Origin of the sequence: Bacillus sp. 7884-1, assembly GCF_002272245.1 — a bacterium.
Taxonomy (GTDB): domain Bacteria; phylum Bacillota; class Bacilli; order Bacillales; family Cytobacillaceae; genus Neobacillus.
The window spans coordinates 13,438-32,813 of record NZ_NPDD01000134.1; the positions used below are offsets into that span (position 1 = coordinate 13,438).

A 19,376-nucleotide genomic window follows, 5' to 3' on the forward strand; every position below is an offset into this window, starting at 1 on the left:
GCATGTTTATAGGCTGTTTCTTTTTTTATTTTGTACGAACCTTTACTGCTAAAAAGCGTTATTGCTTCACCGGCCGCTCTTGATGGGACACACTAGTATCACTTAATATATATTCAGAATATTATTAATTAAAGGATAATAGGAGGAATATAAATGAAAGAAAAACGTTTAAAAGCCGAAGAACTTGCTAACGATTTTTTCCCAGTTAGGGATGTCGACTATATCGAAATTTACACAAATAATGCGAAGCAAGCCTGCCACTTTTTTTGCACAGCATTTGGGTTTAAACCAGTTGCATATTCCGGCCTTGAAACGGGAAATCGTGAAACCGTTTCCTATGTGCTCCAGCAAAGGAACATTCGTCTTGTTCTCACTGGCTCCTACAAAGAAGATACACGAGTTGCTCAGTTTGTAAAAAAACATGGTGACGGTGTAAAGGACGTAGCTCTTTTAGTAGATGATGTTGATAAGGCATATAACGCTGCTGTAGAGCGTGGAGGGATTGCCCTTATACCTCCATTTGAGTTGAAGGATGAAAAGGGGACTATTAAAAAGGCCGTTCTCGGTACATATGGAGACACCATCCATACGTTAGTAGAACGAAAGAATTATCAAGGAGTTTTTATGCCAGGTTTTGATCCCTATTCCGTCTATTTGCCAATTGAGGATGCTGGCTTAATTGGTATTGACCATGTCGTTGGTAACGTTGAACGGATGGAAGAATGGGTTGAATATTATGCAAAGGTAATGGGATTTGTAGAGATGAAGCATTTCACAGATAAAGATATTACCACCGAGTATTCAGCGTTAATGTCGAAGGTCATGCATAATGGCGGTAGAATTAAGTTTCCGATTAATGAACCAGCAGAGGGGAAACGCAAATCTCAAATTCAGGAGTATTTAGAATTCTATAATGGCCCTGGTGTACAACATCTTGCGATCCTAACAGAGGACATTGTCTCGACTGTAGCTACTTTGAAAAAGAATGGGGTGGAGTTCTTAAATACACCTAGTACCTATTACGAGGATTTAGGACAGCGAATTGGCAAAATTGATGAAGAAATAGAGAAGCTCCGTGAATTAAATATTTTAGTTGACCGTGATGATGAGGGCTATCTGCTGCAGATTTTCACTAAGCCGATTGTCGATAGACCTACGTTATTCGTCGAGATTATCCAGCGTAAGGGTGCACGAGGTTTTGGTGAAGGGAACTTCAAGGCTTTATTTGAATCCATCGAAAGAGAACAGGAACGTCGAGGAAATTTATAAAATATAAAAATATATTAAAGAGGAAAAAGGGAGAGGGTGCTTCTCCCTTTTAAAGAGTTTAATAGGAAAGAGGTGTAAGATAATGGAAGTGTCACCAGATACGCTTGAATGGAGAGACGCCTATAAGCTGCTAATTGGTTCGATACTGCCTCGTCCGATTGCCTTTGTGTCCACTATTGATGAAAACGGAATTGCCAATGCTGCTCCCTTTAGTTTCTTTACCGCAATTTGCGCTGATCCGATGCTCATCTGTTTTTCACCAATGAGAAGGGGTAGTGATGGAGCAAAAAAAGATACACTTTTAAATATTGAAAAAACAAAGCAATTTGTAATTAATATCGTCAGCGAGAGTATGGCGAAGCAGATGAATGATTGCGCAGTTGAATTTGCCCCTGAAGTAGATGAACTAGAGGTAACAGGTTTAACAAAAGAGCCTAGTCGTGTGGTGAAGGTGCCGCGCATAAAAGAGTCTCTCGTACATTTAGAGTGTGAGCTCTATCAGGTGTTGGATTTTGGTGACCAGGCTGGTGCTGGAAGTCTAGTTATTGGTAAAGTTTTGAATATTCATGTAGAGGATGAGTTATTTCATAAAGGGCGAGTTGATACAGTGAAACTTCAGCCGATTGGCAGAATGGCAGGTAATATTTATACCAATCCATTAGGGAAAACGTTTGATATTATTAGGAAATAGAAAATGGGTGACTATATGAAATTTGTAACTTTTGAAAAAGGTGATGGGACAGTACGGGCAGGAGTGATGTTAGAATCTGACCAAGTTGTAGATATGAATGAAGCAACGAACGGGAGTCTGCCTGAAAAACTAATAGATTTTCTAGAGCAAAGTGAACAAAATATGATATCTGCTGCACGGCTCTTACACCTTACTAACGGAGATAAAGGGGTTTATCCCTTACATGAGGTTAGGCTGATTGCGCCATTGCCAGCACCAAGAAGCTTCCGTGACTTTTATGCTTTTGAACAACATGTAAAATCTGCTAGGGAGAACAGAGGTCTCGAAATGATTCCGGAATGGTACCAAATACCCGTTTTTTATTTTTCTAACCACCTTGCGATTAAGGGGCCTGAAGACAGCATCACTAAGCCGATTGAATGCAATTGGCTTGACTATGAGCTAGAGGTTGCTTGCATCATTGGGAAAGAAGGGAGAAATATTAAAGCTGGTGAAGCAGAAGACTATATTTTCGGCTATTGTATCCTAAATGACTGGAGCGCTCGAGACCTTCAAAGACAGGAAATGAAGGTAGGTTTAGGACCGGCAAAGGGAAAGGATTTTGCAACCTCCATTGGACCATGGATTATTACCAAGGATGAGCTCGAGAATCTGAGATCAGGTAAAGGCTTTGATATTACCATGAAAGCTAAGGTTAATGATGTCCTTCTTTCTGAGGGGAATATGAAGGATATTTATTATTCGTTCGGAGAAATGATTGAGAGGGCATCTGCGGGGGTTACGCTCTATCCAGGGGAGATGATAGGTTCTGGTACAGTTGGGACGGGATGTATCCTTGAACTCGGTACAGAGGTGCATTGCTGGCTGCAGCCGGGTGACGTAGTTGAATTCGAGATTGATAAACTCGGTGTGTTAAAGAATTCAATAATAAGTGATTGAAACGAGGTGAAATTATGTATTATCGGCAAATGGGAAGGATTCCTCAAAAACGCCATACCATGTTTAAAAAAGACGATGGAAGTCTCTACCGTGAGCAAGTAATGGGTACTCGAGGTTTCTCAGGTACACAATCGATTCTTTACCATCATTACATGCCAACAGAAGTTCTGAAAGCAGAACTGATTGGCAGCTATTTTCCAGAGTATGAGGAACAAAAATCGTTAAAGCACCGCCTATTTTTGACAAATAAGACTGTCAAAAAAGGGGATGCTCTTTCAGCACGGGAATATATATTAGGAAATCAAGATTTATTAATTGGTACTGCTTCTATTAATGAGCCTATGAAGAGCTATTACCGTAATGGTGATGGAGATGAAATGCTGTTTGTTCACTATGGCTCAGGCAAGCTTGAAACCATGTTTGGAACGATATCCTATCGACCGGGGGATTATCTATTAATACCTATTGGAACCATTTATCGGGTGATTCCAGATGAGCAGGAAGAAACAAAACTGTTGTTTATAGAATCCTTTAGCCAGATTACAACGCCAAGACGATATCGAAATGAATATGGACAAATGCTCGAGCACAGCCCTTTTTGCGAACGTGATTTTCGTGGACCGGAAAAATTAGAGTCCTATGATCAAAAGGGTGAGTTTGAGGTTGTAACGAAATCACGGGGATCGCTGCATTCACATACATTGGGACATCATCCGTTTGATGTTGTTGGCTGGGATGGGTACCTTTATCCATGGGCTTTTAATGTCGAGGATTTTGAACCAATCACGGGGAGAATTCACCAGCCGCCACCTGTTCATCAAACCTTCGAGGGGAATAACTTTGTAGTATGTTCCTTTGTTCCTAGATTGTTTGACTACCATCCTGAAGCTATACCTGCACCTTATTACCATAGTAATGTGAATAGTGACGAATTGCTTTATTATGTAAAAGGTAATTTCATGAGCCGTAAAGGGGTACAGCTTGAGTCAATTACGCTCCATCCGAGTGGGATTCCGCATGGTCCCCATCCTGGAAAGACCGAGGCGAGTATTGGGAAGAAAGAAACGCTAGAACTTGCGGTAATGATTGATACCTTTCATCCACTAAAAGTGGTTAAGAAGGCAAGCGAAATGGAAGATTCTTCTTATATGTTTTCCTGGGTGGAAAAATAAGGGATAATTTATTTGGAACAATCCAATGATAGAATATTGGATTGTTTTTTCGTGAGGAATAATCATAGGATAAGCATTTAATTGTAAGTAAGTGATAGTATTAAATAAAGACTTATAACAAATTGGAGGTGAAAGTCATGAACTATGAATCTGTTCTATCGAAACTAAAAAGCCATACGCCTACCATCTTAGGCAGCGAGAAATTTTCTAAATATGCGGTAATGGTGCCGCTTATTCAAAAAGAGGATGGTATTCATGTCCTTTTTGAGGTTCGTTCCTTACAGATGAGAAGACAGCCAGGAGAAATTTGTTTCCCAGGAGGGAGGATTGACCCGGAGGATATAGATGAAAAAAGTGCAGCAATCCGGGAAACAATCGAGGAATTAGGAATCAGCAGAGAGAATCTATCGGAGGTATATCCACTGGATTTCATGATTTCCCCTTTTGGAATGATGATTTATCCCTATGTAGCAATAATTGGGTGCCCCGAAAAAATTCAGCCAAATCCTGCAGAAGTAGGAGAGATTTTCACAGTACCGTTAACCTATTTTATTGAAAATGCCCCGGATATTTATCATATTCATTTTAAAGTAGAACCTGAGGAGAACTTTCCATTTGATTTAATTGTTGGTGGTGAAAATTATAATTGGCGGACAAGGTCATTGGATGAGTACTTTTACCTTTATGAGGAGAAGGCTATTTGGGGCCTTACTGCTAAAATCCTTTCACACTTTATCGAAATAATGAAAAAAAAGTGAAATGATCCTTGGCTAATTAAAGTGAAATTATCCCTGGATAATTAAAGTGAAATTATCCTAGATAATTTCACTGTTTTTTTTTGTTTTGTCCTCTCCAGAAACACAAATGTCCTTTTTGGGAAGAAAAAACACTTGATTATTTTCTGAATAGCAGTAAAATTAAGATTATACTTTTTGGGATAGGTGATGTTGTAATGAAGGTTGTAAAGTTTGGAGGATCCTCTTTAGCGTCAGGAAAACAAATCGAAAAGGTTTTTCAGATTGTGATGTCTGATCCTGAGCGGAAGGTAGTGGTTGTGTCTGCTCCAGGAAAAAGGTTTGCTGAGGATGAGAAGGTAACGGACTTGTTGATAGAGTGCGCTGAACAATGTCTACAAGATAATAATCCAAAGGAAAAGTTTAACGCCGTTATGTCAAGATATTCCTCCATTGCAGCAGAGTTAGCTCTCCCGAATGATGTAATTAGTGAAATTCATCACGATTTATCAGAGAGACTAAATGGAGATAGAAGTAAGCCTGAGCGGTTTATGGATTTAGTAAAAGCTAGTGGTGAAGATAATCATGCAAAATTAGTTGCGGCGTACTTTAGGGAACAAGGTGTAGAAGCTACTTATGTAAATCCAGGAAAAGCGGGGCTGTTTGTAAGTGACGAGCCTGGTAATGCACAGGTTTTACATGAGTCGTATGAGAATTTATTTTCCCTTCGTGAGATTCCAGGAATCATTATTTTCCCAGGATTTTTTGGCTATAGTAAAAGCGGCGAAGTGTTTACCTTTTCACGGAGCGGCTCCGATATAACTGGCTCCATTTTAGCCAACGGTATAAAAGCAACTTTATATGAGAATTTTACGGACGTGGATGCCGTATTTTCTGTTAATCCAAGCCTTGTCCATCATCCGAAGGAAATTAAAGAGTTAACCTACCGAGAAATGCGGGAACTATCCTATGCAGGATTTACGGTTTTACATGACGAAGCACTTGTACCAGCTTTCCGTGCAGGGATTCCCGTTCAAATTAAGAATACGAACAATCCAAGTGCACCAGGAACGAGAATTGTCTATTCGCGCGATAATACGAATGGACCTGTTGTAGGTATTGCTAGTGACAAAGGGTTCTGCAGCATTTACGTCAGCAAATACTTAATGAATAGAGAAGTTGGTTTTGGGCGGAGGCTTTTAAGTATTTTAGAAGAATACGGGCTTTCTTACGAACACACTCCTTCTGGGATTGATGATGTGTCAGTTATTTTAAGAGAAGCACAGCTTGATCCCGATATGGAAAATGAAATTGCCTGGAGAATTGAGTCTGAGTTACATTCGGATGAAGTGAAAATTCAGCACAGCCTTTCGCTGATTATGGTCGTGGGTGAGGGAATGCGCCGGAATGTCGGAACCATGGCGCGTGCATCTAAAGCATTAGCAAAGGCAGAAGTTAATATTGAAATGATTAACCAAGGCTCCTCTGAGGTAAGTATGATGTTTGGGGTAAAAGAAGTGGATGAAAAAAGAGCAGTTCAAGCTCTGTACGATGAATTTTTTGCAGCAGTACCCGTTTAATTTAGAAAAAGCAGTCTAAAATTTACATTTTTAGACTGCTTTTTTAATTATATCTTCGATAAGCGAATTATATCTGCGTTAATTGAAATATCACTGCGATAAGCATTTTTTTATGTTAATTGAGGATATTCTTGTTTGTTCTTTAACTTTATCTTCGTTCTAACCCCAGCCCAAAGCGCAATAATCAGCCCTCCGCCTGTATCTGAGATTAAATCAATCATGGTATCGTCATTACCTCCGCCTTGTAACGTCATATCGAAAAATTGATCAGAGCTAAATTCATAAATTTCCCATAAGACGCCGCCAAATGCAGCAAAAGATAAGGTGAAAAGGAAAATAATCCAAGGAGAAATTTCCACTTCTGCATCTCGATGAACCAATCTTTCATATAAAGCGATCCCAGAAAACGCGAGAATAGCTCCGCTTAGAAAATGCATAAACGTATCCCACCATCCAAGTCCATACCAGCCGAGTATTGAACCGAAATACTGGGAGCCTACCAAGAAAAGTAAATAGGAAATGACAATCGGCAGATTAAACTGGAGCTTTGTAAATAGGGCGAGGAGAAAGGGAACTGCCCCACAAACCATCCCCCCAATGGCAACGGTTGATTTATAGGATTGCTCTGTAGAACGATAATGAAAAAATAAATATGCCATAAAAGCTACATAGAGAAGACTGAGCAAAAGGACAAGCTTTCGATTCATTATTTTCACCTCAGGTAGAATGTGCATTACTATGATTATGCCCGCTACCACTCAATTTCACTCAAAGATTTCAAAAAGTAAAGTTAAGGTTAAAAATTAACAGATTATTGATAATATTCTCAAATCTATTCTACCTTTCTCGAATATAGACGAAGCCGTTCAGCTCGCCAATGACAGTGAATTCGGCTTAAGAGCATCGGTATGGACTGAGGATGACGAACTGGCAATCCAACTAGCAGACCAATTAGAAGCAGGAGCTGTTTTTCATAATAACCATACCGTTTTCCAAGACCTCCATCTTGATTTCCCAGGTTTAAAAGAAAGTGGACTATCTCGTGAAACAAGGCACTGTGGGTTAGAATATTTTGCAGATTCCTACGGGTTAGGTAACTAAGAAGGGGGAAATTCAGATGAATATCGGCTTGATTGGCTGCGGAAATATAGGTAAGTTTCTGCTTCAAAGTATAAATTCCAACAAACTTCTACCAGATTCAAAGATTGTTGGAATCTATACCCGGAATCCTAAATCGGCAGCGCAGCTTGCAGCAGAATTTGAAACTGAAATCTTTGCTGATATAGAAACCCTTTTACAATCGAATATAGATTTGGTCATCGAAGCCGCTACTGTCGAGGTAGTGAAAGAATATGCTGCAATGATTTTGGCAAGTGGGAAGGATCTAGTCCTTAGCAGCGTTGGTGCTTTATGTGATTTGGAGTTTATTCATTCACTAGAAAAGGTATGCAAAAGTAGTGGTACAAAAATCCACCTGCCTTCCGGTGCAATTGGGGGATTAGATATACTAAAAGCAGCAAAATCTAATGGGGAACTTAAGAGGGTTTCGATTATTACCCGGAAGCCGCCTCAGGCTTTACCAGGTGCCCCACTAGACATTGAGCACGTACTTTTTGAAGGTTCTGCTCGAAAAGCGATTGCGTTATTTCCGAAAAACATAAATGTTTCGATTATATTATCCTTAGCGGGATTAGGACCGGAAAAAACAGAAGTAACTATAATATCTGATCCAACCGTTACAAAAAATAGTCACTCAATTGAGGCTGAAGGTTCATTTGGAAAACTCTCTCTTAAGGTTGAAAATGATCCAATGCCGAATAATCCAAAAACGAGTTAATTTGCTGCACTAAGCGTATTATCATCATTAAAAAATAAGGATGCTGTTATCCAAGTTGGCTAGTATTAGTAGGAAGAAATCCAAGATTAACATGCAGGGGTAAACGTTATAGAGCTTTTTCCCCTGAATGTATTGGCAACACCAATCTATATTTAGGGGGATTAGGCATGTATAAAACGAACATAAATTTAGAAGAAATGTCTCAAAAGGAAGCGATTGAATACTTAAATGAAACCGTTCACCCTGAAAAGGGGTCCATTCCTGCCTATCTTCTAGGTGATCCAACTATCTATGATTTAGAGCATAAAAAAGTATTTTTAAAAACTTGGGTATTCATTGGACACGAATCAGAAATTCCTAACAAAAATGACTTCATCACAAGGGATGTGTCTGGTTATTCGGTCATTATTTCTCGAGGTGCTGATAATCAAATCCGTGGCCTGTACAATATGTGTACACACCGGGGCATGAAGCTTTGTCGCGCAGATGCCGGAAATAAGTCATTATTTACTTGTCCATACCACGGTTTTAATTTTAAAAACAATGGAGATTGTGTTGGTGTGCCACTGCAAAAGGACATTTATGGGGATAGCTTAGATAAATCGCAGCTGGGTTTACACAAAATTAGAGTGGAGTCATACAAAGGGTTATTGTTTGGGACATGGAATGATGAAGCAGAGTCTTTGGAGACTTTTTTAGGAGATTTTAAATGGTATATTGATATTATTGCAGGAAGAGCAGAAATGGAAGTAATGGGACCGCCGCAAAGATTCGTCATTCATTCTAATTGGAAAATCGGAGCAGATAACTTCGTAGGTGATTCCTATCATACGATGGTTACTCACGGATCTATTGCCAAATTAGGAATGGTGCCAAGTGCAACTTACTCGAAAAAAGGTTATCAAATCCACACAAATAATGGCCATGGGTTAAACCTTGGTACACCAAATCCAGACTTTGCCTTTCCAGAGGAATTAAAAGAAGAATACAAATCTAATTTAACAGAAGAACAATACGATGTTCTATCTAATCTTAAAAATATGATTGGAAACATCTTTCCTAATCTATCGTTTTTAATTTCCCATACCAAAATTAAAGGACAGTTAATCTCTAATACTTCTATGCGAATTTGGAGACCCATTTCAGCAGATAAAATGGAAGTGATAACATGGTTCTTAGTTGAGAAAAATGCTCCAGTGGATTGGAAAAGACGATCACGTGAATCATTTATTCTAACATTTAGCCCTTCTGGTATTTTTGAACAGGATGATACGGAAGTATTTACAGATATAACTGCAGCAGCCTCTGGAACAATGCCATTGGTGAAACAGCTGACATTTAACTATACAATGGGGTTGCACCGTAAACCAATAACAGAATTCGTTGGCCCAGGTGTCGTGTATGATGATAAATTCACAGAAGCTAATCAACGAAATTTTTATCGATACTGGCTTGACTTAATGACGAAGTGAGATGACTCTCACACTTTTCATGACCTTTATCAAAAACTACTAAAGGATTGAGGGAGAAGTTATGACAATTGAGAGGATGCTGGCAACCTACGAGTTTGAACAATGGCTTTATCGGGAAGCGAAACTGTTAGATGATATCGATTTTGATGGGTGGTTTAGTTTAATGCACCCATCTTTAAAATATCAAATGCCTGTTCGAGTTAATAAAGAGGGAATAGAACGCCCTGATTATGCGTTGGATATGTTTGCGTTTGATGATGATATTGAATTATTGAAAATTCGTGTCGATCGTTTAAAAACGGATTATGCATGGGCTGAAATTCCTCCTTCTCGGACTAGGAGATTAGTGAACAATGTGCGGCTGATAGATTATCTGCCAAATGAAAAAGCAGTGGTAAACAGCTATTTGATGATTTACCGCAGTCGCAGCACTGATATTCATCACGATTTAATATCTGGTGAAAGACAAGATGAATTTATTTTTGAAAATGGAGAATGGAAGCTGTCGAAACGCTTTTTCATTGTCGACCAAACGACGATTAATACACGAAATCTAGCTATCTTTGTGTAATAGATTTAGCAGCAGGAAGGAGCAGTATTATATGGCTCAGTTAAGTGGTAAATCAGTTTATTTGACCGGTGGTGCCTCTGGTATCGGAAAGGCTGTAACAGAAGCTTTTGTGAAAGAAGGAGCAGTGCTTACCGTTCTCGATAAATCATTAGAGGGACTGAATCAACTAAAGCAGCAGTTTGGTGATTCTGTGCAATGTATCGAGGGAGATGTTACGAATTATCAAGCACACGCTGATGCAGTTCGAATGGCCGTGGAAGCATTTGGGAAGTTAGATGTTTTTGTTGCGAATGCTGGTGTTTTTGATGGTTTTGCGAAATTCCAAACTGTTACTCCCGAAGCAATGTCAAATGCATATGACTTCCTGTTTGACATCAATGTAAAAGGTTATTTCAATGGGGCAAAGGCGTCAGTGGATGAATTGAAGAAAACAGGCGGTAATATGATTTTCACTGTGTCAGGTGCGGGGTTCTATCCTGATGGGGGAGGAGTCTGGTACACCGCCAGCAAACACGCACAAATTGGTTTAATGCGCCAGCTTGCGTTTGAGCTTGCTCCTGATATAAGAGTGAATGCTGTTGCTCCGGGAGGAACGTTGACAGCCCTAAATGTCATTTCACCGCTGCAGCCATTTGTAAAAATGGTAGATAACGAGACAAAAGAAAAAAGTATTAAATCACGAAACCCGCTTCGGATTGCCATGTCTTCTGAAGACCATGTAGGAGCTTACTTGCTGCTTGCTTCCGATAACGCAAGGGCGATTACTGGAGAAGTTATCTCGAGTGATGGTGGATTATCTGTCCGTGGCCTAGGATGAAAAAAGGAATTAGAGGTGACCATTTTGACTGAATCGTTAACAGGAAAAAAGCCTTTGGCTGGCAATAATGAAATCAATCAACTTGCCTTTGTTGTTCGTGATATTGAAAAGACCTCTGAAATGTTTGCTAAACTTCTCGGAATTCCGAAACCTGCATGGTTCTTAACAGGTGATAATGAGGTTTCCAAGGTGGTTTTTCGTGGGAACCCAACGAATTCTCGAAGTAAATTAGTGTTTATGAATACACCAACTGTACAGTTTGAACTAATCGAACCAAACGAAGAACCAGGTACAATGCGTGAATTTTTAGATACAGTGGGAGAAGGAATCCATCATATTGCCTTTGATGTGGATTCTATTAAGGAAAAGCTTCCGGTTTTTGAAGAAAGTGGATATCCATTACTCCAAAGTGGTGAATTTACTTCAAGTGACGGCAGGTATGTATATGTGGATACATTACATGACCATAAAACGCTGGTAGAACTCCTTGAAAGTGCTGAACCACGGGATACTGAGCCAAGTAAAGAATCCTATGAACCTTTGCTCGGGACCAATAAGGTTGAGCAGCTGGCGATTGTTGTAAAGGATCTCGATGCAGCAGCAGATGCTTACTGTAAACTACTAGGGGTTGAAAAACCACAAGTGATTCAATCAGGACCAAGCGAGCTTACTCAGGTCGTTTTTGAAGGAGAGGCAACCGAAGGTGATTCTAGATATATGTTTATTAACACTCCGCTGCTTCAAATTGAATTAATTGAGCCAGGTCTTTCTCCTAGCACTTGGAAAAAACACCTTGAAACGCATGGAGAAGGTGTTCATCATATTTCGTTTGTAATTAAAAATATGGATGAAAAAATTAAGCTTCTAGAGAAAATGGGGTATCCCGTTATTCAAACGGGGAATTTCTATAATGGAAAAGGCAGATATGCTTATATGGATACCACCTCGGACTTTAAAGTAATCATTGAATTACTAGAAAGATTTGATTTATAAAAATGAGTGCAAGACACCTCGGGTGCCTGGCACTTTTTTTTGAAGTTTAACCTATCTGTTCGCATCGACAATTTTTTTAGAGTATAGTGGAATAATAAAGTAAAATTGACTTAGTTTCGTGGAGGAATATATGCAAAGGGCACAAATACCAACTTATGAACGGATAGCAATTGACTTAGCGAATCGAATTTACGATGGTAAATTCAAAGTAGGTGAGAGGATTCATGGAAGATCTACTTTGGCAAGTGAGTATAAAGTTTCTCCTGAGACCGTAAGAAGAGCAATAAAGATATTAGAAGATGTGGAGATTGTTCAATCAACAAAGGGCAGCGGGATTGTTATTTCTTCTCGGGAGAATGCTTATAAATATATACATAGATTTTCTAATTTGGCGAGTATAAAGGACCTTGAAAAAGAAATTAACAAACTTTTTACCGACAGAAACAAAATCGATGAGCAGCTTTCTGATACAGTTAGAAAACTCATGGATTATTCGACAAAGCTGCGACATACCAACCCATTAGCTCCCATTGAGGTAGAGGTTTTTCAAGGCTGTGTACATATCGGCAAGACGATTTCAGAAGTGAAATTTTGGCAAAATACAGGTGGGACCGTGATTGGGATGAAGAGAAAGGGAGAATTAATTATTTCTCCTGGGCCCTACGCATTGATTCTTGAAGACGACGTTCTTCTCATTATTGGGGATGATGAAACCTATGAGAGAGTGGTCCATTTTATGGAGGATTAAAAAAAGCCGGCAGCGCCGGCTTCATCATTTATTTTATTAAACCTTCCTCTTTTAAAAACTCTTTTGCTACCTTTGCTGGTGATTCCTTCAGGCTGTCAACTTTGTAATTAAGCTTTCGCATTTTATCATCTGTCAGTATACCAGCAAGTGAATTTAGTACTTCTTTAAGTTCGGGGTGTTCTTTTAATGTCTCTTCTTTAACAATGGGAACAGCATAATAAGGAGGGAAGAAGTTTTTATCATCCTCTAATACCTTTAATCCAAATTCTTCAATTAATCCATCAGTAGAAAAGGCATCGATGACATCGCTCTTATGATTATCAAGCGCAGTATAGCGCAATCCTCCGTCTATTGCTTTTACATCTTTAAAGTTCAAATTGTAGGTCTTAGAAAGACCGATTAATCCATCTTCCCGATTTGGAAATTCAATGGTAGGACCCATAATCATGCCTTCACTTACTTTAGCAAGATCGGAGATGGTATTTAAATTATATTGTTTAGCACTATCTTGACGTACTGCTAAAGCATAGGTGTTATTGAATCCAAGTGGTTTTAACATGTCGATACCAAACTTCTCCTTGAATTCCTTTTTTACATAGTCATAAACCTTGTCAGGATTACTTTGTGGACTTTGATTGAGAATATTCACTAGTCCGGTCCCTGTATATTCTACAAACATATCAACATCACCATTTTTGATAGCACTAAAGGCTACCTGTGAGCCGCCGAGATTAAGTTTTCTTTCTACCTCAATATCCGTATTACTTTCAATTAAATCAGCCAGCATATTCCCAAGAATCAATTGTTCAGTGTAATTCTTAGAGCCAACAGCAATTTTATCTGCGGCATTGGCCTTTGAATAAACAGTAAAGGCACCAGCAGCAACTACGATAATACTAGTAATTGCAATTACGAATCGTTTTACCTTTTTACTACTTTTAGATGCTGATTTTCGTTTATTACTGTAGGAAAATTTCGTTTCAAGTTTACCAACAACAAAATCGATTAATAGGGCAAGGATACAGGCTGGAATTGCACCTGCAAGAATCATGTAATTATCAACGGTCTGTACACCAGAGAATACGAGATAACCAAGGCCTCCTGCACCAACGAATGCTGCGATGGTCATTAATCCGACTGCTGTTACTGCAGAAATTCTGATACCCGCCATAATCATCGGAAAAGCTAAGGGCAGCTGAACCTTTTTCATTGTTTGACTCTTGGTCAGACCGATACCTTTGGCGGCTTCCAGAATGTCAGGATCTATATTCGTTAATCCTGTATATGTGTTCTTTACGATTGGAAGAAGAGAATAAAGGACAACCATTACGATGGCAGGGGCACTGCCGATACCAATGAAGGGAATTAAGAATCCTAGCAGGGCCAAACTTGGTATTGCCTGTATAATGTTCGTTGTTCCAATAATCGGCTTAGACAGCTTTGGCTGCCGTGAAATTAAAATGCCTAACGGAATACCGACAATAACCGCAACGAGGACGGAAATAATACTTAAATAAATATGTTGACCTAGTAAATTTAGTATCTGTTCGTAGTTTGTACTTAAATAGTTATAAAAATCACTCATTAAAAGGCCACCTCCAAATCAATTAGTTGGCTGCTTAAAGCCGATAAAATACTGCTTCTCGTTATGAGTCCAGTTAATTGCTTTGAATGATTGATAACAGGCACATAGCCAATTTTATGTTCATTCATCGTTGCCAAAATGGAAATTAAGTTACTATCCTCAGTAACTGCTAGGACATTTTTCTCCATTACACTATCAATCTCAGAATTTCGGTTTAGTAGTTGAATTCCTTTTAAAGTCACCAAGCCTATTAATATATTATTTTTGTCGGTTACCATTAAGCTATCGACCTTATTGGATTTCATTATCTCAATAGCCTGTAATACGGTTCGCTTAGTAGTAATCTTTACAGGGTTAGGAATCATAATATCCTCAGCCATTAATAATTCAGGGTTATTCCAAACTCTTCTTTTTCCTATAAATCCTTCGACAAACTCATTGGCTGGGTTCTTAAGAATATTTTCAGGGGTGTCGAACTGGAGAATATCGCCTTCTTTTAATATACAAATCTTGTCGGCTATTTTTATGGCTTCATCCATATCATGGGTGACGAAAATGATGGTTTTGTTGAGTTCCTTTTGCATTTGAACGAGTTCATCCTGCAGCGAATTTCTAGTTACGGGATCTAAGGCACTAAAGGGCTCATCCATTAAAATTATATCTGAATCCGTTGAAAAAGCTCTTGCTACCCCAACTCTTTGCTGCTGTCCACCACTTAATTCTTTTGGAAAACGGTCTAAGAATTCACTAGGATTTAATCCGACTACATGGAGAAGTTCCTCTGTTTTCTCAGCAATTCTATTTGGGTCTTCGCCTTTTAGTTTTGGAATTAATTCCAAATTCTCTCTAATCGACATGTGAGGGAAGAGACCTGTATTTTGGATAACATAGCCAATATTTCTCCTCAACCGATGGCATCCATGTTGGAAATATCCTTACCGTTCACAAAAATCTTCCCTGCTGATGGCTGAATTAATTTATTAATCATTTTTAATAATGTAGTTTTCCCACAACCGCTGGGTCCAATAAAAACAACGAGTTGACCTGCTTCAATATCAATTGAGAAGGACTTTATAATCGTTTTATTTCTATACTTTTTCACAATATCTTTAAACTCTATCAAATTCATTCCTCCTAAAAAAGAATCTCTTTAGCGAATATCAACAACTTAATGGTAACACAAAGGTTGGTGGTTTGTCGAGTCGACCTCTTTTTTGAGGTCAATTTTATCCCATTTAATAAAACGTAAAATTTTTCAGAATATAAAGAAAAGTGTTAAGATAGAGTAAAAAAGAAAGCTTAGTAAAAAGAGGGGGAAGTAAATTGGAATATATAAAAGAAAAGCTTAGTATTAAATTTTTCCTCTTCCTTGGGTTGGCATTTATCTTAATACATCTTCCGATATTAGGTGATTATTTTAGAATTATTAATACGGTGATCCATGAATCTGGACACGCATTTATTGCTCTGTTTGGGGGGAATGTTGAATCCATTTCATTGTTTATGAATGGTAATGGGGTTACACACGGAACACAATCAATATGGATTATTGACTTTATCACTTGTGCAGCAGGTTATTTGATTTCTTCGTTCATGGCATATGTTTCGTTTTGGTTAATCAAAAAAAATAAACATACATTTTTCATCGATATGCTATTAGGATTAATACTAATTAATTTTATCTTATGGGTCCGTAATCCCTATGGTTTATTCTGGCTTGCATCCTTTGGTATTTTATTTCTAACCTTGCTTATTAAAGGAAACCAAAAAGTAATTCATAATCTTGTATTGTTAATTGCCTGCGTCATTTTAGTAGAATCAGTAAGTACAGCCTATGATATTTTCATGATTAGCCTAATTCAGCCTCACGCAGCTGGGGACGCAACAAACCTATCTCAATTAACAGTATTTATACCAGCTCAAGGATGGGGGATATTCTTCTTTGCACAATCACTTTTCTTCATCATTCTTGGATTCAAGAAAGGCTTGTTCAGTATAGGTGCGGTAGACATACAGCCGAAATATCAATTAGAAGGAACAAAAGATTATTATTAAAAGGTCCGACAGAAAATTCAGATTCTTTAGGTTGTATAAATATTTTAATAAATGGAACATATGATAGATTAATGTGGATTTTCAACAGTATGAGGAGGGGGTACATTGGATATTCTTGATGTAATTAAAAGCCGGCGTACTATAAAAAAATTCAAATCAGATGCTGTTAATCTTGATTTGATATATTCATGGTTAGAGGCTGCAAAAATGGCTCCTAATCACCGAATGACAGAACCATGGGAAGTATATTTTATTGGTCCTGATACGAGGGCAAAACTCAAACATAAGAGTGATTTTGGAAATGCGCCTGTACTGATTGCTGTAGTATCTAAACATGGTGCCTCGGCGGTTGAAAAAGAGGAAAACGCCTTGGCAACAGCTTGTTTTGTTCAAAACTTTAATTTAGCGGCATGGTCAGAAGGGGTAGGCACATTCTGGTCATCTATCGGAATTACAGCAAAAAACAAGGAAATATTAGAAGTTCCTGAAAATTATAACCTTATTGGTGTATTGGGAATTGGTTACCCTGAGATTATTCCAGACCCTAAACCAAGAACATCCATCATGAATAAAATAAAAAATTTACCTTAGTTAGAAGAGACAACCTCAAAAATGTGGTTGTCTCTTTTTATTAAGGTAATTTATCACTGCATAGCGTTTTGATATTCTGTTGTCAGATTATCCATGATTTGCTGGACAGGAAGAATTTCCTTGATTTCATCTACTCGGGCGCCAGCAAAGACAAGTCCATTTTCCACATCGCCTGCAACTGATACGAGTAAGGAATCGAGCGTACAGAAGCGATAAGAGCAATTTTTTAAACAATCATGACATTTGGCAATTTTTAATTTGTCTGGCCCACTAATTAATTTGGAAAATTTATTAGCAATTACTCTGCCGTGTAAGCCAACCGTTGTTTTGACTAACAAAGTATCCTCTTTACGAGCACCAACGTATTTCTGTTTAAATGCAAGTGGAGCGTCACATTCTTCACTTGCTACAAATCTAGTGCCCATCTGAACCCCAGATGCCCCCATTGAAAGAGCTTTTGCGATATCCTCGCCAGTCATGATACCACCAGCTGCGAGAACAGGAATTGATACTGCTTCCACTACTTCTGGAAGTATGTCAAACATCGGTCTGTCAGTTCCGAGATGTCCGCCAGCTTCAAAGCCTTCAACCACTACTGCTGCAGCGCCGAGTCTCTCTGAAATTCTTGCTAATTTGGCAGAAGAAACAATGGAAATAACAGGAATGCCAGCCTGTCTTCCCCAAGCATACATATCCCTTGAAATTCCTGCCCCTGAAATAATAAAATCAACTTTTTCCTCTAGAGCGGCTTTCATTTTTTCTGCAAAATCATTCATTGCGAACAGGACATTTACGCCAATATAGCCAGCATCTTTTACAAGACTTTTTGCTTTTCTAATATGATCACGCATTTCATCTGTTGTAATACCAGTACCTGAGATAATTCCAACTCCGCCTGCATTAGCAACAGCAGAAGCCAGTTTACTTAATGAAATACCAACACCCATTCCTCCTTGAAAAACTGGAACCTTTGGCATGATATGTGCAATTTTTAATTGTGGAAAGTTCAATTCATAACCCCATTTCATTTTTTAAAGATTTAGAACTTACTCTGAATACTATCATGGATCGTTTTTTATGTATGTGATTTTTATCATCAGGTCTTAAAAGTTGGTGATAGAATTTATTACCAATAGTTAAATATACATAGGACATTGCGATTATTATTTTGGAATTGTAATTTTACCGACATAGAAAGTAATTTATATTCAATACCTTTGTAACATTACTAAGGTAAAATAGTATAAATACACAAACATAAAATTTTATTACAATATCTTTTTGTTTTGGAGGGATAGGATGGCTTCGACTACAAGTAGAAGTAAATATTTTGATAATGCAAAATTCATATTAATTTTTCTTGTTGTTTTCGGACATATGATTAGCCCATATAAGGATCAAGATAAAGTTTTATTTACTTTATATACCGTTATTTTTCTGTTTCATATGCCAGCATTTATTTTGATATCCGGCTATTTTGCCAAAGGCTATCGAAAAAAAGGGTACTTACTTAAATCTGTTCAAAAGATATTAATTCCCTATTTTGTTTTTCAGATTATCTATTCAGTTGTCTATTTCTTAGTGGGGAAGGAGAAAACACTTGAATTTGATCTGTTCCAGCCACATTGGTCGTTGTGGTTTTTACTAAGTTTATTCTTCTGGAATTTACTTCTGTATGTATTTGCAAGATTAAAATGGACGGGATTGCTCGTCGCGGTTTTAGTAGGAATAGCAATTGGTTATTTTGAGCAAGCCGGAAGCTTTATGAGTATATCTCGGACGTTTGTTTTCTTTCCATACTTTTTGTTAGGTTTCTTATTAAATGGAGACCATTTAAGACGAATCATTGGGGCAAAGTATGCTGTTCCAGCAGGAGTAGTAATTATCATTACTACGTTTTTATTTTTTGGATTAAGTTTTCCAGAAAATGCTGTCCCATGGCTGTTAGGGGATACCTCTTATGAAAATATGGGAGGAATGCAGCTTACGGATGGGCTGCTGCGAGGATTGCAATATGTTTTAACTTTAATTGTAGTTTTTGGCTTCTTGCCATTAATCCCATCGAATCAGTATCGAATAACGAAAATAGGCGAAAGAACACTATATGTTTACTTATTCCATGGGTTTATCATTAAGGCAATTCAATCTATTTTACCGGATGCCATTTCCGAAAATTATTTATTTTTAATTGCCTTCTCCTTCATGGTTTGTATTGTGCTTGGCAGTTATATGATTAAAAAATATACACAGCCGCTTGTTGAGTTAAAAATATAAAAGCCGTATGTGTTCTTAACACATTCGGCTTTTCTTTGTCTAGCATCA

21 protein-coding genes are annotated in these 19,376 nt (G+C 38.1%); 16 read left to right on the forward strand and 5 right to left on the reverse strand.

All coding sequences use genetic code 11. From position 1 onward, the window contains the following. Positions 1 to 153 precede the first annotated feature (153 nt). From hppD to CHI06_RS16290, 6 genes are all read left to right on the forward strand, one after another. Positions 154 to 1,269: a 4-hydroxyphenylpyruvate dioxygenase gene (gene hppD, locus CHI06_RS16265; protein ID WP_095249681.1), complete on the forward strand. Its 1,116-nt coding sequence runs from the start codon at positions 154 to 156 to the stop codon at positions 1,267 to 1,269. Between the two features lie 82 nt (positions 1,270 to 1,351). After that, positions 1,352 to 1,960, forward strand: a complete 609-nt coding sequence (locus tag CHI06_RS16270; protein ID WP_095249682.1) for a flavin reductase family protein — start codon at positions 1,352 to 1,354, stop codon at positions 1,958 to 1,960. Positions 1,961 to 1,975: 15 nt separating this feature from the next. Then, positions 1,976 to 2,899 carry a fumarylacetoacetate hydrolase family protein gene (locus tag CHI06_RS16275; RefSeq protein WP_095249697.1) on the forward strand — a complete coding sequence of 308 codons (924 nt, stop codon included), beginning with the start codon at positions 1,976 to 1,978 and terminating at the stop codon, positions 2,897 to 2,899. Positions 2,900 to 2,913: 14 nt separating this feature from the next. Further along, complete coding sequence (locus tag CHI06_RS16280; protein WP_095249683.1) at positions 2,914 to 4,071, forward strand: homogentisate 1,2-dioxygenase; 1,158 nt, start codon at positions 2,914 to 2,916, stop codon at positions 4,069 to 4,071. Positions 4,072 to 4,208: 137 nt separating this feature from the next. Next, positions 4,209 to 4,829 carry an NUDIX hydrolase gene (locus CHI06_RS16285; protein WP_095249684.1) on the forward strand — a complete coding sequence of 207 codons (621 nt, stop codon included), beginning with the start codon at positions 4,209 to 4,211 and terminating at the stop codon, positions 4,827 to 4,829. 194 nt (positions 4,830 to 5,023) lie between these two features. Next, positions 5,024 to 6,385: an aspartate kinase gene (locus CHI06_RS16290; RefSeq protein ID WP_095249685.1), complete on the forward strand. Its 1,362-nt coding sequence runs from the start codon at positions 5,024 to 5,026 to the stop codon at positions 6,383 to 6,385. A 110-nt stretch (positions 6,386 to 6,495) separates the two neighbouring features. Here CHI06_RS16290 and CHI06_RS16295 read toward each other — a convergent pair whose 3' ends face one another. Continuing rightward, complete coding sequence (locus CHI06_RS16295) at positions 6,496 to 7,092, reverse strand: hypothetical protein (RefSeq protein WP_095249686.1); 597 nt, start codon at positions 7,090 to 7,092, stop codon at positions 6,496 to 6,498. 127 nt (positions 7,093 to 7,219) lie between these two features. Here CHI06_RS16295 and CHI06_RS16300 point away from each other — a divergent pair, with 127 nt between their 5' ends. The 7 genes from CHI06_RS16300 (at position 7,220) to CHI06_RS16330 (ending at position 12,823) form a co-directional block, all read left to right on the forward strand. Further along, positions 7,220 to 7,486 carry an aldehyde dehydrogenase family protein gene (locus CHI06_RS16300; RefSeq protein WP_257009336.1) on the forward strand — a complete coding sequence of 89 codons (267 nt, stop codon included), beginning with the start codon at positions 7,220 to 7,222 and terminating at the stop codon, positions 7,484 to 7,486. Between the two features lie 16 nt (positions 7,487 to 7,502). Continuing rightward, complete coding sequence (gene nadX / locus CHI06_RS16305; RefSeq protein WP_257009333.1) at positions 7,503 to 8,222, forward strand: aspartate dehydrogenase; 720 nt, start codon at positions 7,503 to 7,505, stop codon at positions 8,220 to 8,222. Between the two features lie 167 nt (positions 8,223 to 8,389). Then, entirely contained in the window at positions 8,390 to 9,694 is a 1,305-nt protein-coding gene (locus tag CHI06_RS16310) for an aromatic ring-hydroxylating dioxygenase subunit alpha (protein ID WP_095249687.1), read from the forward strand. Positions 9,695 to 9,755: 61 nt separating this feature from the next. Next, positions 9,756 to 10,265, forward strand: coding sequence for an aromatic-ring-hydroxylating dioxygenase subunit beta (locus CHI06_RS16315; protein WP_095249688.1), 510 nt, complete (start codon positions 9,756 to 9,758; stop codon positions 10,263 to 10,265). Positions 10,266 to 10,296: 31 nt separating this feature from the next. Then, positions 10,297 to 11,082 carry an SDR family NAD(P)-dependent oxidoreductase gene (locus CHI06_RS16320; protein WP_095249689.1) on the forward strand — a complete coding sequence of 262 codons (786 nt, stop codon included), beginning with the start codon at positions 10,297 to 10,299 and terminating at the stop codon, positions 11,080 to 11,082. 24 nt (positions 11,083 to 11,106) lie between these two features. Further along, positions 11,107 to 12,075 carry a VOC family protein gene (locus CHI06_RS16325; protein WP_095249690.1) on the forward strand — a complete coding sequence of 323 codons (969 nt, stop codon included), beginning with the start codon at positions 11,107 to 11,109 and terminating at the stop codon, positions 12,073 to 12,075. A 130-nt stretch (positions 12,076 to 12,205) separates the two neighbouring features. After that, positions 12,206 to 12,823 (forward strand): GntR family transcriptional regulator, encoded by a 618-nt coding sequence (locus CHI06_RS16330; RefSeq protein WP_095249691.1) that lies wholly within the window; start codon positions 12,206 to 12,208, stop codon positions 12,821 to 12,823. A gap of 28 nt (positions 12,824 to 12,851) precedes the next feature. Here CHI06_RS16330 and CHI06_RS16335 read toward each other — a convergent pair whose 3' ends face one another. Genes CHI06_RS16335 through CHI06_RS30560 form a run of 3 tightly spaced genes read right to left on the reverse strand, consistent with a single transcriptional unit; the run spans position 12,852 to position 15,531 of the window. Continuing rightward, positions 12,852 to 14,408, reverse strand: coding sequence for an ABC transporter permease/substrate-binding protein (locus tag CHI06_RS16335; RefSeq protein ID WP_095249692.1), 1,557 nt, complete (start codon positions 14,406 to 14,408; stop codon positions 12,852 to 12,854). After that, positions 14,408 to 15,316 (reverse strand): ABC transporter ATP-binding protein, encoded by a 909-nt coding sequence (locus CHI06_RS16340; RefSeq protein WP_257009334.1) that lies wholly within the window; start codon positions 15,314 to 15,316, stop codon positions 14,408 to 14,410. The genes CHI06_RS16335 and CHI06_RS16340 overlap by 1 nt, the downstream gene beginning before the upstream one ends. After that, positions 15,313 to 15,531, reverse strand: a complete 219-nt coding sequence (locus CHI06_RS30560) for an ATP-binding cassette domain-containing protein (protein WP_257009335.1) — start codon at positions 15,529 to 15,531, stop codon at positions 15,313 to 15,315. The genes CHI06_RS16340 and CHI06_RS30560 overlap by 4 nt, the downstream gene beginning before the upstream one ends. A 200-nt stretch (positions 15,532 to 15,731) precedes the next feature. Between CHI06_RS30560 and CHI06_RS16345 the strand changes: the two genes are divergently transcribed. Further along, the gene (locus CHI06_RS16345) at positions 15,732 to 16,463 is read left to right on the forward strand and encodes a M50 family metallopeptidase (RefSeq protein ID WP_095249693.1); all 732 of its coding nucleotides are present in this window, start codon (positions 15,732 to 15,734) and stop codon (positions 16,461 to 16,463) included. A 105-nt stretch (positions 16,464 to 16,568) separates the two neighbouring features. After that, entirely contained in the window at positions 16,569 to 17,054 is a 486-nt protein-coding gene (locus tag CHI06_RS16350) for a nitroreductase family protein (protein WP_095249694.1), read from the forward strand. A 53-nt stretch (positions 17,055 to 17,107) separates the two neighbouring features. On the opposite strand, the gene CHI06_RS16355 is transcribed toward CHI06_RS16350, so the two are convergent. After that, entirely contained in the window at positions 17,108 to 18,082 is a 975-nt protein-coding gene (locus tag CHI06_RS16355) for an NAD(P)H-dependent flavin oxidoreductase (RefSeq protein WP_095249695.1), read from the reverse strand. A gap of 271 nt (positions 18,083 to 18,353) precedes the next feature. On the opposite strand from CHI06_RS16355, the gene CHI06_RS16360 reads away from it, so the two are divergent. Further along, positions 18,354 to 19,328 carry an acyltransferase family protein gene (locus tag CHI06_RS16360; RefSeq protein WP_095249696.1) on the forward strand — a complete coding sequence of 325 codons (975 nt, stop codon included), beginning with the start codon at positions 18,354 to 18,356 and terminating at the stop codon, positions 19,326 to 19,328. Positions 19,329 to 19,376: the final 48 nt, after the last annotated feature.

Excerpts from the sequence above, each read along its gene's own strand:
- hppD (WP_095249681.1), top strand. The coding sequence starts at position 154 with ATGAAAGAAAAACGTTTAAAAGCCGAAGAACTTGCTAACGATTTTTTC.
- CHI06_RS16270 (WP_095249682.1), top strand. The coding sequence starts at position 1,352 with ATGGAAGTGTCACCAGATACGCTTGAATGGAGAGACGCCTATAAGCTG.
- CHI06_RS16275 (WP_095249697.1), top strand. The coding sequence starts at position 1,976 with ATGAAATTTGTAACTTTTGAAAAAGGTGATGGGACAGTACGGGCAGGA.
- CHI06_RS16280 (WP_095249683.1), top strand. The coding sequence starts at position 2,914 with ATGTATTATCGGCAAATGGGAAGGATTCCTCAAAAACGCCATACCATG.
- CHI06_RS16285 (WP_095249684.1), top strand. The coding sequence starts at position 4,209 with ATGAACTATGAATCTGTTCTATCGAAACTAAAAAGCCATACGCCTACC.
- CHI06_RS16290 (WP_095249685.1), top strand. The coding sequence starts at position 5,024 with ATGAAGGTTGTAAAGTTTGGAGGATCCTCTTTAGCGTCAGGAAAACAA.
- CHI06_RS16295 (WP_095249686.1), bottom strand. The coding sequence starts at position 7,092 with ATGAATCGAAAGCTTGTCCTTTTGCTCAGTCTTCTCTATGTAGCTTTT.
- nadX (WP_257009333.1), top strand. The coding sequence starts at position 7,503 with ATGAATATCGGCTTGATTGGCTGCGGAAATATAGGTAAGTTTCTGCTT.
- CHI06_RS16310 (WP_095249687.1), top strand. The coding sequence starts at position 8,390 with ATGTATAAAACGAACATAAATTTAGAAGAAATGTCTCAAAAGGAAGCG.
- CHI06_RS16315 (WP_095249688.1), top strand. The coding sequence starts at position 9,756 with ATGACAATTGAGAGGATGCTGGCAACCTACGAGTTTGAACAATGGCTT.
- CHI06_RS16320 (WP_095249689.1), top strand. The coding sequence starts at position 10,297 with ATGGCTCAGTTAAGTGGTAAATCAGTTTATTTGACCGGTGGTGCCTCT.
- CHI06_RS16330 (WP_095249691.1), top strand. The coding sequence starts at position 12,206 with ATGCAAAGGGCACAAATACCAACTTATGAACGGATAGCAATTGACTTA.
- CHI06_RS16335 (WP_095249692.1), bottom strand. The coding sequence starts at position 14,408 with ATGAGTGATTTTTATAACTATTTAAGTACAAACTACGAACAGATACTA.
- CHI06_RS16355 (WP_095249695.1), bottom strand. The coding sequence starts at position 18,082 with ATGAAATGGGGTTATGAATTGAACTTTCCACAATTAAAAATTGCACAT.
- CHI06_RS16360 (WP_095249696.1), top strand. The coding sequence starts at position 18,354 with ATGGCTTCGACTACAAGTAGAAGTAAATATTTTGATAATGCAAAATTC.